The organism is Ferrovibrio sp. (assembly GCF_002796975.1).
Lineage (GTDB): Bacteria > Pseudomonadota > Alphaproteobacteria > Ferrovibrionales > Ferrovibrionaceae > Ferrovibrio.
This window is the reverse complement of the sequence record NZ_PEKV01000005.1, coordinates 810,627-823,413: the sequence shown is the minus strand read 5'-3', so window position 1 is coordinate 823,413 and position 12,787 is coordinate 810,627. Positions and strand designations below refer to the sequence as shown.

The window sequence follows — 12,787 nt, the reverse complement described above, 5'->3', positions numbered from 1 at the left end:
AAAACGCGATGAGTTATGTGGATGGTTTCCTGGTTCCGGTGCCGAAGAAGAATCTGAAGGCCTATCAGGCGATGTCGAAGAAGGCCGGCAGGATCTGGCAGGAATATGGTGCGCTCGCCTATTACGAATGCGCCGGCGACGACATGAATCCGGCCTTCGGCCTGCCCTTCCCCAAGCTGATGAAGCTGAAGAAAGGCGAGGTGCCGGTGTTTTCCTTCATCATCTACAAGTCGAAGGCACAGCGCGACAAGGTGAATGCAAAGATCATGAAGGATCCGCGCATGGATGCGATGTGTCCGGATCCGAAGAAGATGCCCTTCGATGTCAAACGCATGGGCTTCGGCGGCTTCAAGACGATTGTGCAATACCAGGATCTGGGCTGATTGACCGGGCAGAAAGAGCGTCCGGATGACCATTACCATTACCGCCTTTGAACGGTCGCCCGACGGCGGCAAGGGACTGGCGCGCGACACGCGCGTTCGCTGGGCGCTTGAAGAAGTACGACAGCCCTATGCGGTGCGCCTCGTTTCGTTCCGCGCCCTCAAGGAACGCGCACATCTTGCGCTTCATCCCTTCGGTCAGATTCCGACCTATGAGGAAGGCGATCTGGCGTTATTCGAAACAGGCGGGATCGTCCTCCATATCGCCCAGTGTCATGCCGGCCTGCTGCCGGATGACGGCAATGCGCGTGCGCGGGCAATGGCCTGGATGTTTGCCGCGGTCAACACGGTGGAGCCTCCGATCCTCGAACTGGGAATTGCGAAGCTCGTCGAGGGCGACAGATCCTGGAGTGCGGAACGTCTGCCGCTGGTCGAGGAGCGCGTATGCCTCCGGCTGAAGCAACTGTCCGACCGTCTCGGTGATGCCAACTGGCTTGACGGCGCATTCAGCGCGGGCGACCTGATGATGATATCGGTACTGCTCAGGCTGAAACCATCGGGTCTTCTCGGCGAATATCAAAACCTGAGCGCCTATGTTGCCCGCGGCGAAGCGCGACCTGCCTACAGGCGGGCTTTCGAGGCCCAGCTGGCGATCAATACCCGACCGATGGACTGAAGCCGTCCCGGACGGCTCACGGCCATGCCCGGAAAAGCAAAGGGCCGGTTGTTATACCGGCCCTCACCGCTCTCCGGTTGGATGACCGGCGATCAATCTCCCAGCGCAGCAAAGCGCCGCTGGTGGAAATCGGCATTGCCGAAGGTGGTGTCGAGCATCATCAGCCGCTTCATGTAATGGCCGACATTGAGTTCGTCGGTCATGCCCATGCCGCCATGGATCTGCACGGCCTGCTGGCCGACAAACCTTCCTGAGCGACCAAGCTGCACCTTGGCAGCCGCCGCCGCTTTGGCGCGCTCTTTCGGCTCGGCAGCAGCCTTCAGCGCCGAAAGCAGCGCCAGCGAGCGGGCGCTTTCCACCTGCATCATCATGTCGACCAGGCGATGCTGGATCACCTGGAAGTCGCCGATCGGACGGCCGAACTGCTTGCGGGTCTTGGCATAGGCCAGCGTGGTCTCATGCAGCGCCGCCATCGCACCGACGGCTTCCGACGCCATATAGGCAATCGCCTGATCGATCACGGCCTCGACCGCAGGCATCGCATGGGCCGGATCGCCCAGCACGGCCAGCACCGGGGCATGATCGAACTGGATATCCGACGCGCGGCGATTGTCGACCGTGCGGTAATCATGCCGCGCCACGCCGGCGCCCGAGGCATCGACCACGAACAGGCCGAGGCCTTTCGCGTCGGTCTCGCCACCGGCCGAACGCGCCAGCACGACCAGCCGGTCGGCGCTGGCCGCATCCCAGACCACGATCTTCCTGCCGCTCAAGGTCCAGCCGTCGCCGTTCTTCGTGGCCTTGGTGCGGGTTTCATTCAGCGCGAAGCGCGAGCCATGTTCGGCATGGGCGAAGGCCCATTTCGATTTGCCTTCGGCGATGGCCGGCAGCCATTCAGTCTTCTGCTTATCGTCGCCCGCCGCCTGGATCAGGCCGGCGCCAAGGATCACGGTGGAGAAATACGGCTCGGCCACCATATGGCGACCGAAACGCTCGGCCAGCAGCATGGCATCGACTGCACCGCCGCCCAGCCCGCCGGCCTCTTCCGGCAGCGGGATGGCGAGCCAGCCGAGTTCGGCCATCGTTTTCCAGTTCTCTTCCGCGTAGCCGAGATCGGTCTTCACCAGCTTGCGCCAGCGCTCGAAATCATACTTGTCCTGCAGCCAGCTTTCGACGCTGTCGGCCAGCAGGGTCTGTTCTTCGGACAACTGGAAATCCATGGGACGTTCTTTCCTGTCTTAGCTTTCGTCGCGATCAGAGGCCCAGCACCATCTTGGCGATGATGTTGCGCTGAATTTCATTCGAGCCGCCGTAGATCGTGGTGGCGCGATAATAGAGATAGCTTTCCATGCGGCCCTGCGCGTAGTCAGGCCCGACCGGCGGCTGGTTCGAGCCATCCGGACGATGCTCATACGGCGCGGCGTAATAACCAAGCGCCTCGCAGGCCAGCTCACTCAGGTTCTGCTGGATTTCCGAGCCGCGGATTTTCAGCATGCTGGCCTCCGGCCCCACGCCCTTGCCGGCATTCTCGGCGGCCAGCATGCGCAGGTTGGTATATTCCAGCGCCAGCAGATCGATTTCGACAGCAGCCACCTTGGCGCTGAAATCGGCATCTTCCAGCAGCGGGCGGCCGCAGGCCTGTTCGGCGCGGGCAATTTCCTTCAGCCGCTTCAGGCGCTGTTTCGAGGTCGCCACCTCGGCAATGCCGGTGCGTTCATTGCCGAGCAGGAATTTGGCATAGGTCCAGCCCTTGCCCTCCTTGCCGATCAGATTGGCCTTGGGCACACGCACATTGTCGAGAAACACTTCGTTGACGCTGTGGCCCTCGTCGATCGAGATGATCGGACGCACCTTCACGCCGGGATCGGTCATGTCGAGCAGCAGGAAGGAAATGCCCTCCTGCGGCTTGGCATCCGGATCGGTGCGCACGAGGCAGAACATCATGTTCGCGTGCTGCGCCTGGGTGGTCCAGATCTTGTGGCCGTTCACCACGTAATGATCGCCGTCGCTGTCAGCGCGCGTGCGTAAAGACGCGAGGTCCGAACCCGAGCCCGGTTCGGAATAACCCTGGCACCACCAGTCTGCCATGCTGACGATGCGCGGCAGGTAGTGCTGCTTCTGTGCATCGGTGCCGAAGGTGTAGATCACCGGACCGACCATGCTGATGCCAAACGGCACCAGCGGCGGCGCATCCGAGGCGGCGCATTCCTCATCGAAGATGTAGCGCTGCACGGGAGTCCAGCCCGGACCGCCATACTGCTTCGGCCAGTTCGGCGCGCCCCAGCCGTGCGCATGCAGAATCTTGTGCCAGGCGACGAAGTCGGCCTTGTCGAGATGGATGCGCTGCCGCGTTTTCTCCGCCAGTGCGGGCGGCAGATTGCTGCGTATGAATGTGCGCACCTCATCGCGGAAGGCGCGTTCGTCGGCCGTGAATTCGAGATCCATGGCGTTTCTCCCTGTAGCGGCCGCAACGTTAGGACCACTGGAGAATTCAGGCAAGCGCGTGACGCTGCGGAAGGCCTTGCAAAGACGTGATTCGCTTGATCAAGTCGCGCTGTAACGGAAGGACAGTGTGATGACTTTTGATCCTGCAGCAGCAGGCTGGAAACAGCGTTCGGGCCAGGGGCCGTTTACCCGGGAGGTCGGCCCCATCTGGGTGAAGCGCGAAAAAGACGGAGCGGACGGTTCGGCTTACGCCCTGCTGGCGGAAGAGCGCCATACCAATTCGCGCGGCGTGGTACATGGCGGCATGCTGATGACGCTGGCCGACCACGTGCTGGGCTGGATGGTCTGGGACGCGGTGGACCGCGTCGCCTGCGCCACCGTGTCGCTGAACAACCAGTTCATCGCCGCCGTGAAGCCCGGTGACTTTCTGGAGATGCGCGGCCGCATCGTGCGCCAGACCCGCAGCCTGATCTTCATCCACGGCGCGGCAACCGTGGGCGACAGGACCGTGCTGACTGCCGAAGGCATCTGGAAGGTGCTCGGCCAGGGCTGATGCTTTAACGCCGCCCTTTCCGCACGATCTTTTTGGCCGGCAGTAGGTCGGCGAATGTCGGCTCGCGCTTCTGCTGCTGCGCGGTGATCGCCTCCATCAGGTCGGCGGTCAGGAACATGCCGGACTGCCACACCTGCATGTAGTTCAGCGCATCGGCCACACTATGGTCGCGGGTGTAGTTCAGCATTTCTTTGGTGCCATGGATGGCGAGCGGCGACTTGCTTGCAATCGTGCGCGCCACCTCCAGCACATGCGCCAGCATGGCGTCCTGGCTGTCGAACAGCTGGTTCACCAGGCCGGATTGTAATGCCTCATTCGCGGCCATGCGGCGGCCGGTATAGGCCAGTTCGCGCACCAGGCCCGACGGGATCAGATGCGGCAGGCGCTGCAGCGTGCCGACATCGGCGGTCATGCCGATATTGATTTCCTGGATGCAGTACCAGGAATCGGCGGTGGCATAGCGCATGTCGCAGGCCGAGATCAGGTCGACGCCGCCGCCGACGCAGCCGCCCTGGATGGCCGCCAGCACCGGCACGCGACACTTGTCGATCACCGCGAAGCTTTCCTGCATCTCGGCCACCGCGCGGCGGAACTGCTCGCCGACCCGGCCGCGGTCGCCAGTCAGCATGTCGCCCGCGATATTCCCGAAAGCGGACAGATCGAGCCCGCCGGTGAAATGCCTGCCGGTGGAGGAAATCACCACGGCGCGGATGTCGGTCCGGTCGTCGATCTCGGCAAAGACATCCACCATTTCCTGCCAGAACGACAGGATCATCGCATTGGCCTTGTCGGGCCGGTTGAACACGATCTGCGCGACATGGTCGGCGACAGTGAAATCGAAGGTCTTGTAGCTCATGACGTCTTCTCCTGATCCCTGACGTTACGTCAAGGCTGGCGACGCGCGGTCAGCGCCGCTAGAGTCGCACAAAATATCCCGGCGAGAATTAAGGGAGGAACCATGCCGATTGTCTATGACGAACTGCTCGCGCTCGACATTCCGGTCCGCGAAGTCAGCTACACTGACCGCGAAACCATGCTCTATGCGCTCAGCACCGGCATGGGTCAGGATTCGATGGACCTCGACGAACTGCCCTTCGTCTTCGAGAAGAACCTGAAAGCGCTGCCGAGCCTCGCCACCGTGATCTGCTGGGACGACAGCTGGACGCCGCGCACCGGCATCAACTACGTGATGGTGGTGCATGGCGAGCAGCGCATCACCATGCACAAGCCGCTGCCGGCCGCTGGCCGCGTGAAGGCGAAAATCCGCATCAGGGATGTGTTCGACAAGGGCGCAGGCAAAGGCGCCATCATGCTGGTGGAAAACACCATCAGCGATGCCGCCAGCGGCGAGAAGCTGGTCACGCTGCTGTCGACGACATTCGCGCGCGGCGACGGTGGCTTCGGCGGCCCGGTGCGCAAGCCCGAAGAGCTGCCGCCCAAGCCGCATGCGATCCCGGATCGCAAACCTGACGCCGGCGTGACGCTGAAGACGCAACCGAACCAGGCGCTGTTTTATCGCCTCTGCGGCGACCGCAATCCGCTGCATGCCGAACCGGCCTTCGCCGCCGCCGCCGGCTTCCCGCGTCCGATCCTGCATGGGCTGTGCACTTACGGCATCGCCGTGCGTGCCGTCGTGAAAGCCGCCTGCGACCACGATCCCTCGCGCATCGCCGATATCAATGCGCGTTTCACCGCGCCGGTTTTCCCCGGCGAGACGATCCACACGGAAATCTGGCGCGACGGGAATATCGTCTCGTTCCGCGCCCGCGTCATGGAACGCGATGCTGTGGTGCTGGATCACGGACGGGTGGAGCTGCGCGGCTAGGGTCTGCAGCATTGCCGGTGTGAAAACGGCGCGGGCTTTATCGGGAAGGATCTCTTAAAAACCCTCACCCTCCCGCCGCTGCGCGACGGGGCCCTCCCTCTCCCACAAGTGGGAGAGGGCACATTCTGCCCCCTCGCCCGCGGCGCGGGAGAGGGAGGAGCCCAGCCGAAGGCTGGGAGGGTGAGGATGTGTCAGCCGCCACCCTCGACACCAGACTTGCTTTTCACCGGGATTTTGCTAATATTCCTAACTACAAGAACATATGTTCTTGTGCGCAGAGACGCTGGCTGACAGGCCCTCTGCGCTGAAATCCGCTGCTGTTGGACATCGTGGATAGGAAAATCAATGTGTTGCCATACATTGCCAACGCTTTATGCGGGATTTAACGGGCTCAAACGGGACGAAACAGGACGGAACAGCCTCAAACGGGACGCAACTGGCCCTGGATGGGCTTTAACTGGCCTGCCAACGGGACGAAACAGGCGCCAACTGGCCGTGCAAAGCGGCAGCCAGCCCTAACGCCGGTTCAGCTTGAAGTCGCCCGGCTTGCGGTGATCGCCAGCACGATCTGCCGGGGCATCGTCGAAGCGCAACGGCTCCATCTGCGGCACGGCTTCAGGGTAGCCGAACAGGTAACCCTGGCCGTAATCGATGCCGAAATCGAGCAGCAGCCGCGCCTGGTCCTCGGTCTCGACCATCTCGGCCACCGTGCCGATGCCAAGTTCCTTGCAGAGCCAGACCATGCCCTTGAGAATCGCCTGGTCGCGCATCTGGCCCGCGCTCTGCAACGCCTTCACATAGGCGCCGTCGATCTTGACGTAATCGACCTCGAGCGCCTGCAGATAGGGGAATGACGCCGCACCCGCGCCGAAATCGTCGAGACAGACCGAATGGCCATCGTCGCGCAGCTGGCGCACCGCATTGGCGGCATGCACCAGATTGGTGATCTGGGTCGATTCCGTGATCTCGAAGATCAGTTGCTTCCGCAGGCCGGGATCGTCGGCGAGGATTTCGCGCAGTGCGGCCATGAAGACCGAACTTTCCAGACTGTGACCGGACAGATTCACCGCCACGTCGATCCGGTCGCCCTGCCTGCGGCGCTCCGACAGCATCTCGACCACGCGATGCACCACGGCGAGGTCGAATTCGCCGATCATGTGCACGCCTTCGGCCAGCCGGATGGTCTCGAACGGCGAACCGCCGTCTTCGAAACGCGACAGCGCCTCGTAGTGATGCAGCGTGCGGGTATCGAGCCGCACGATCGGCTGGAACACCAGGTCGAACTGCCGGCTGGACACCGCCGAACGCAGCGCCCGCACCCGCGAGACGGTTTTCTGCAGCAGTGCCTTTAAACTCTCTTCGGTGGAATGCAGCGCAAAGGCGGCAGCACCTTCGCTGGCGAAACGGTCGACGGCGAAAGCCATGGCGCTGGCGGCGTCTTCATCGCTCATCGCCTTCTGGTGCAGGTCCAGCGTGGCGCCACGCACGCCGACGCCTTTGGCGGCATCTTCGGCAGCGGGAACGCCGCTCTGCTTGATCAGGTCGCGCACCTGCGCCGCCACAGCTTCCTGATCAATGCTGTTGGCATGCAGGATGCCGTATTTCTCGGTATCGATCAGCCCGGCAGTGTCGCCGCTGATCGACTTGGCGCGGATCAGCGCGCCAACATCGCCCATCAGGCTCTGGCTTTCTTCGGGATGCAGGCTGTCGACCAGTTCCTTCAGGCCGACGATCTCGATCAGGGTGAGCTTCACTTCCGAACCGAGCTCGCGCGCCAGCTTCAGCCGGTCGCCGGCCAGGGTTTCGAAATCTTCCGCCGCCAGCAGGCCGGTCTGATAGTCGCGCTTGTTGGCCAGCGCGGATTCAGCCAGCGGCAGGCGCGCATTGGAGAGTGTGAGGTAGTAGCGGCCATCCTGGCGCGGCAGGCAGCAGCCGCCCAGTACGCAGATCGCGCCCTGCTGACCGTCGTTGCGCAGCAAGCGCACCGTGACCGGTTCGATCCGGCCGCCGACCGCCAGGCCGCCGAGCAGGTTCATCAGGAAATGACGGTCGCTGTCGTCGATCAGGTCGGCGAATTTCTGGCCGACCAGCGCCTCGGCCTCGCAGCCGGCGATCAGCCGGGCAGCGCCGGACGCGAAAGTGACCTGGCCGTCGCCGGACACTTCGAGCATCAGGTCGGCCGCGGAGAAGGCGAAGGCGACGAAACGGTCGCGCTCCGCCCGCATATCCTTGGCGCCCATCCTGGCCTCACCTGAAAGCATGAAAATCCGCCGCCGAGTGTGCCAGCCGGCGCAATGGGGCGCAACCCGGCGCCCGGTTTATGCACAGGCCGCCACGGGTCGGCACGGAAACGCATCCGGGGCTCGCATGAACCGAATTAGCCTGACCTTGCGCCACGTTGCGCTGACCCCGCCCGGTTCCTAGAATGGCGGGCAGAAGGCTGGCTGCGGCCGGCCGCAGGTTGAAGTCTAGGGGGATTAAGAATGACCGCTCCGTTTTGGGAAAAATCCTATCCGGCCGGCGTGACCTGGGCGCAGAATTTCCAGGCCAAGCCGATCTGGACCTTGCTGGACGATGCGGTCGCCCGCTTCGCCACCAGTCCCTGCCTCGACTTCATGGGCAAGGGTTATTCCTATGCTGCCGTGTCCGACCTGGTCGACCGCGCCGCCAAGGGCTTCCAACAGCTCGGCGTCGGGCCGGGCGTGCATGTCGGCCTGTTCCTGCCCAACACGCCGCATTACGTGATCTGCTTCTTCGCCATCCTCAAGGCCGGCGGCCGGGTGGTGAACTACAGCCCGCTCGATGCCGAACGCGAGCTGCGTTACAAGATCGAAGACAGCCAGACCGACATCATGGTCACGCTGGACCTCAAGGCGCTGTATCCGAATATCGGCAAGATGCTGGGCAGCACGCGGCTCAAGAAGGTGGTGGTCTGCCGCCTGCCCGACGTGCTGCCGTTCCCCAAGAACCTGCTGTTCCCGCTGGCCAAGGGCAAGGAAATCGCCCAGGTGCCGAAGGATGACCAGCATATCCGCTTCGCCGATCTGGTCGCCAATGACGGCCGCTACACGCCGCATCCGGTCAAGGATCCGGCCGAGGAAGTGGCCATCCTGCAGTATACCGGCGGCACCACCGGCCAGCCCAAGGGCGCCATGCTGACGCATGGCAACATCACCGCCACCGTGCATATGTACGGCGCCTGGACCGAGAAGAACGAGGCCCTGCAGCTGGAAGACGGCAAGGAACGCGTGCTGATGGTCCTGCCGATGTTCCATATCTACGGCCTGAGCGCCGTGCTGCTGCGCATGCTGACCATCGGCGCGCAGTTCTTCCTGCATCCGCGCTTCGAGCTGAAGGCGGTGATCGAAGATCTGCACAAGAAGAAGATCAGCATCTTCCCTGGCGTGCCCACCATGTATGCCGCCATCGTCAATCTGGCGAACCTGAAGGACTACGATCTGTCGGCGCTGAAATTCTGCGCCTCGGGCGGCGCACCGCTGCCGGTTGAGGTGCAGGACAAGTTCGAGCATGTCACCGGCCACAAGATGATCGAGGGCTGGGGCATGACCGAGACTTCGCCGGCCGGCACGCAGACCGTCTATGGCGGCAAGCGCAAGCGCGGCTCCTGCGGCCTGCCGCTGCCCGGCGTCATGATCGAGATCGTCGATGTCGACGATCCGCTCAAGGTGATCGGCATCAACCAGACCGGCGAAATCTGCATCACCGGGCCCAACGTCATGAAGGGCTACTGGAACAAGCCGGAGGCGACGGCGGAAGCCTTTGCTGGCGGCCGCTTCCATACCGGCGACGTCGGCTATCTCGACGAGGAAGGCTATGTCTTCATCGTCGACCGCAAGAAGGACATGATTCTGTCCGGCGGCTTCAACGTCTATCCGCGCAATATCGAGGAAGCGATCTACGAGCATCCCGCCGTGGAGGAAGTCACCGTGATCGGCATTCCCGACCAGTATCGCGGCCAGTCGGCCAAGGCCTTCATCAAGCTGAAGCCCGACGCCAAACCCTTCACCTTCGACGAGCTGAAGACATTCCTGAAGGACAAGCTCGGCAAGCATGAGATGCCGGCGGCGATGGAAATCCGCGACGCCCTGCCCAAGACCCTGATCGGCAAGCTGTCGAAAAAGGAACTGGTCGAGGAAGAAAAGAAAAAGGCGGCGGCCGGCAACTGACGCGCCGCATCAGGCCAAAGAAAAAGCCCCGGTCCGGCCGGGGCTTTTTTATGTGATCGTTCCACCCTCACCCCAACCCTCTCTCACTTGTGGGAGAGGGAGGGCCCCGCCGCGAAGCGGTGGGAGGGTGAGGGCCTCTACTCCGCCGCCTGTGCCTTGCTCAAACTTTCATCCCATGCCCGCAGCGCCTGCGCCGCCGGCTGCACGCGCTGACGCTCGGCTTCGGCAAGGCCTGTCAGCAGCGGCAGCAGCGGGCCCATATCGGCGATGCCCGCCAGGGTGACGGCGTCGTGCAGCGTGCGAATGGGGCTGATGCCATCGCGCAGGTCTTCCAGCGGAATGAAGGCTTCGCGCAGGCGTTCGGCCGTCGCCCAGTCGCCGCGCTTGATCGCGGCGAGAATGGCCATCGAACCGCGCGGCGCCAGGCAAACCGAACCCGAGGTGAAACCGCCGAGGCCGAACTGGCGCAGATGCGCGATCGCCGGCCGCTCGCCGATGCCGCTGATCACCAGCTTCGGATCGACATGGTCGAGCAGGCGCCTGAGATAGTCGTCCTGCGCCGGATCGGGGCGCACGGTGCCGTATTTGATGGCGCAGACCGAGCCGTCCCTCATCAGACGGCCCGCCGCCTCCGGGGCAATGTAGTTGTCGGATTTGATGTAGAGCAGCAGCGGCTTGCCCATGGTGACCGCAGCGCGGCGCAAGCCGGTTTCGATACCGTCCGACGTGGCCGGGAAGGTCATCGGCAGCGCCATGGCGGTCGGCACCTTGGAACCGCGCAGGATACGCGCCTGGTCGATCAGCTTGCCGTAATCCGGACCGAAGGACGGGATCAGCCAGGTATCGGGGCCGACGGCATCGACCAGGAAGTCCAGCACCTCGGCATATTCGCTGACGGAGATATTGTAGAAGTTGGCGTTGCCGCCATACATCAGGCTGCGCACACCGCCGGCTTCGAGATAGCCGATCAGCTGCCGGTTCGCATCTTCGTTCAGGGTCAGGTCGGAGTAGCGCGCCAGCGGCGGAACCGCAAAGACGGAGGCGGCAAGATCGGCAGCGGTGACGGACGTCGTCTTCATTCCTTCACGCCCCTCAGCTGCGGCCGATATGACCGCGGAAGCGCTTGGCCAGATCGCGCGCCGTCTTGGTCAGCAGGCTCTGGTCGACACCGACGGCGACGAAGGTGAAGCCGGCATCGAGATAGCGCCGTGCATCGTCCTCGTTCACCGCCAGGATGCCGGCCGGCATGTTGGCGGCCTTGCACAGCTCCAGCGCGCGCATGATCTCGGCCTGCGCCTCGGGATGCGCGGCATTGCCGAGATGGCCGATGCTGGCCGAGAGGTCGGCCGGCCCGATGAAGATGCCGTCCACGCCGTCCACTGCCGCCATTTCCGGAATCTTGTTCACGGCGCCGCGGGTTTCGGCCTGCAGGATGACGCCGAGTTCGTTTTCCACCGTGGCGTAATAGTCGGTGATCAGGCCGTAGCGGTTGGCCCGCGTGTTGCCCGCCACGCCGCGCACGCCCTTCGGCGGATACCGCGTCGCTGCGATGGCTTTCTTGGCCTCCTCCACATTCTGCACGAAGGGCAGCAGCAGGTTCGGCGCGCCGATATCGAGAAACCGCTTGATCATCACCGTGTCGTTCCACGGCGGACGCACCACCGGGCTCGCGGTATTGGCATCGACCTGCATGGCCTGCAGCTGCTGCAGCACCGTCGGCACCTCGTTCGGCGCATGTTCGACATCGATCACAATCCAGTCGAAGCCGGCCGTCGCCAGAATTTCGGCCACGGTATTGCTGCAAAGCGAACACCACAGTCCGATCTGCTGCCGCCGTTCTTTCAGGGCGCGTTTGAACGTGTTGGCGGGCAGTTTCATGATTTTATTTCCTCCGGCGGTCCTTGAACGGACGAAGATACAACAAAGAATAAATCGCGGCGATACAAGGGCGATCTGTGCTAAAAATGCACAATCGGCCCGGCAGGCAGGAACCCGGGCCCGGAAGGGGGAGTTATGGATCAGCTACCAGCCACCGCCGGCGCACAGACCGGCGGAAATGGACTCCGGAGTCGCGGTGTGCCGCAGGGAGCCGATCCAGTGAGCAGCAACGAATACCTCACCTTCGCCATCGACGCTCAGCAATACGGCGTCGACATTCTGAGCGTGCGCGAAATCCGCGCCTGGACCGAAGTGACCAACCTGCCCAACACGCCCGACTTCGTGCGCGGCATCATCAACCTGCGCGGCACCATCGTGCCGATCTACGATCTGCGCGTCCGTTTCGGTGGCGGTCGCACCACGCCGACCCGCATGCATGTGGTGATCGTGGTGGTGGCGGTGAACGGCACCTTCGGCCTGCTGGTCGATTCCGTCTCCGACATCCTTTCCATCGACCAGCGCGACCTGCAGGGCGTCCCCAATACCGGCATGGCCGACGACCATCAGTTCCTGAGCGCCCTGGTGGCCCGCGACGAACGCATGGTCTCGATCCTGGATCTCGACCGGCTGGTCAACCAGGCCACCGCGGCGCAGATGGAGCAGATCGCGGCGCAACAGCAGACCCAGCCAGCCCTTACCGGCACTTAATTCGCAACTGCAAATAGTACGCAGTCCACGGATAAATATTCGTCTACCTCGCGCTTTCCCGGAAGCAAGTTCAGCCTGGACAGGCTAGTTTAAGCTCCAGGGTAAGGCTGTATTTGGCCGTTTTCTGAGGGGGAT

12 protein-coding genes are annotated in these 12,787 nt (G+C 63.1%); 6 read left to right on the top strand and 6 right to left on the bottom strand.

What is annotated here, in order from left to right; translation table 11 throughout:
* Window positions 1-383, top strand: a 383-nt coding sequence (locus tag CTR53_RS08860; RefSeq protein WP_290811551.1) for a DUF1428 domain-containing protein, incomplete at its 5' end; no start/stop codon positions are given.
* 25 nt (window positions 384-408) lie between these two features.
* Window positions 409-1,056 carry a glutathione S-transferase family protein gene (locus CTR53_RS08855; protein ID WP_290811548.1) on the top strand — a complete coding sequence of 216 codons (648 nt, stop codon included), beginning with the start codon at window positions 409-411 and terminating at the stop codon, window positions 1,054-1,056.
* 92 nt (window positions 1,057-1,148) lie between these two features.
* On the opposite strand, the gene CTR53_RS08850 is transcribed toward CTR53_RS08855, so the two are convergent.
* Together CTR53_RS08850 and CTR53_RS08845 are read right to left on the bottom strand one after the other, a co-directional pair.
* Window positions 1,149-2,276 (bottom strand): acyl-CoA dehydrogenase family protein, encoded by a 1,128-nt coding sequence (locus CTR53_RS08850; RefSeq protein ID WP_290811544.1) that lies wholly within the window; start codon window positions 2,274-2,276, stop codon window positions 1,149-1,151.
* A 34-nt stretch (window positions 2,277-2,310) separates the two neighbouring features.
* On the bottom strand, window positions 2,311-3,501 hold the full coding sequence (locus CTR53_RS08845) for an acyl-CoA dehydrogenase family protein (RefSeq protein WP_290811541.1): 1,191 nt from the start codon (window positions 3,499-3,501) through the stop codon (window positions 2,311-2,313).
* Window positions 3,502-3,631: 130 nt separating this feature from the next.
* Between CTR53_RS08845 and CTR53_RS08840 the strand changes: the two genes are divergently transcribed.
* Window positions 3,632-4,054, top strand: coding sequence for a PaaI family thioesterase (locus CTR53_RS08840; RefSeq protein WP_290811538.1), 423 nt, complete (start codon window positions 3,632-3,634; stop codon window positions 4,052-4,054).
* Between the two features lie 4 nt (window positions 4,055-4,058).
* Here CTR53_RS08840 and CTR53_RS08835 read toward each other — a convergent pair whose 3' ends face one another.
* Complete coding sequence (locus CTR53_RS08835; protein ID WP_290811535.1) at window positions 4,059-4,910, bottom strand: crotonase/enoyl-CoA hydratase family protein; 852 nt, start codon at window positions 4,908-4,910, stop codon at window positions 4,059-4,061.
* A 102-nt stretch (window positions 4,911-5,012) separates the two neighbouring features.
* Here CTR53_RS08835 and CTR53_RS08830 point away from each other — a divergent pair, with 102 nt between their 5' ends.
* Window positions 5,013-5,879: a MaoC/PaaZ C-terminal domain-containing protein gene (locus tag CTR53_RS08830; protein ID WP_290811532.1), complete on the top strand. Its 867-nt coding sequence runs from the start codon at window positions 5,013-5,015 to the stop codon at window positions 5,877-5,879.
* A 515-nt stretch (window positions 5,880-6,394) separates the two neighbouring features.
* On the opposite strand, the gene CTR53_RS08825 is transcribed toward CTR53_RS08830, so the two are convergent.
* The gene (locus CTR53_RS08825) at window positions 6,395-8,119 is read right to left on the bottom strand and encodes an EAL domain-containing protein (protein WP_290811529.1); all 1,725 of its coding nucleotides are present in this window, start codon (window positions 8,117-8,119) and stop codon (window positions 6,395-6,397) included.
* 243 nt (window positions 8,120-8,362) lie between these two features.
* Here CTR53_RS08825 and CTR53_RS08820 point away from each other — a divergent pair, with 243 nt between their 5' ends.
* Window positions 8,363-10,066, top strand: a complete 1,704-nt coding sequence (locus CTR53_RS08820; RefSeq protein ID WP_290811525.1) for an AMP-binding protein — start codon at window positions 8,363-8,365, stop codon at window positions 10,064-10,066.
* Window positions 10,067-10,203: 137 nt separating this feature from the next.
* Here the strand turns inward: CTR53_RS08820 and CTR53_RS08815 are convergent, their stop codons facing one another.
* Window positions 10,204-11,145: a dihydrodipicolinate synthase family protein gene (locus tag CTR53_RS08815; RefSeq protein WP_290811522.1), complete on the bottom strand. Its 942-nt coding sequence runs from the start codon at window positions 11,143-11,145 to the stop codon at window positions 10,204-10,206.
* A gap of 13 nt (window positions 11,146-11,158) precedes the next feature.
* Window positions 11,159-11,944 (bottom strand): aldolase/citrate lyase family protein, encoded by a 786-nt coding sequence (locus CTR53_RS08810; protein ID WP_290811518.1) that lies wholly within the window; start codon window positions 11,942-11,944, stop codon window positions 11,159-11,161.
* Window positions 11,945-12,163: 219 nt separating this feature from the next.
* Here CTR53_RS08810 and CTR53_RS08805 point away from each other — a divergent pair, with 219 nt between their 5' ends.
* Window positions 12,164-12,652, top strand: a complete 489-nt coding sequence (locus CTR53_RS08805) for a chemotaxis protein CheW (RefSeq protein ID WP_290811515.1) — start codon at window positions 12,164-12,166, stop codon at window positions 12,650-12,652.
* The last annotated feature ends 135 nt before the right edge of the window (window positions 12,653-12,787 follow it).

Bases quoted from the DNA above. Each gene is read 5' to 3' on its own strand.
- CTR53_RS08840 (WP_290811538.1), top strand. From the start codon at position 3,632: ATGACTTTTGATCCTGCAGCAGCAGGCTGGAAACAGCGTTCGGGCCAG.
- CTR53_RS08850 (WP_290811544.1), bottom strand. From the start codon at position 2,276: ATGGATTTCCAGTTGTCCGAAGAACAGACCCTGCTGGCCGACAGCGTC.
- CTR53_RS08855 (WP_290811548.1), top strand. From the start codon at position 409: ATGACCATTACCATTACCGCCTTTGAACGGTCGCCCGACGGCGGCAAG.
- CTR53_RS08820 (WP_290811525.1), top strand. From the start codon at position 8,363: ATGACCGCTCCGTTTTGGGAAAAATCCTATCCGGCCGGCGTGACCTGG.
- CTR53_RS08815 (WP_290811522.1), bottom strand. From the start codon at position 11,145: ATGAAGACGACGTCCGTCACCGCTGCCGATCTTGCCGCCTCCGTCTTT.
- CTR53_RS08830 (WP_290811532.1), top strand. From the start codon at position 5,013: ATGCCGATTGTCTATGACGAACTGCTCGCGCTCGACATTCCGGTCCGC.
- CTR53_RS08845 (WP_290811541.1), bottom strand. From the start codon at position 3,501: ATGGATCTCGAATTCACGGCCGACGAACGCGCCTTCCGCGATGAGGTG.
- CTR53_RS08810 (WP_290811518.1), bottom strand. From the start codon at position 11,944: ATGAAACTGCCCGCCAACACGTTCAAACGCGCCCTGAAAGAACGGCGG.
- CTR53_RS08835 (WP_290811535.1), bottom strand. From the start codon at position 4,910: ATGAGCTACAAGACCTTCGATTTCACTGTCGCCGACCATGTCGCGCAG.
- CTR53_RS08825 (WP_290811529.1), bottom strand. From the start codon at position 8,119: ATGGGCGCCAAGGATATGCGGGCGGAGCGCGACCGTTTCGTCGCCTTC.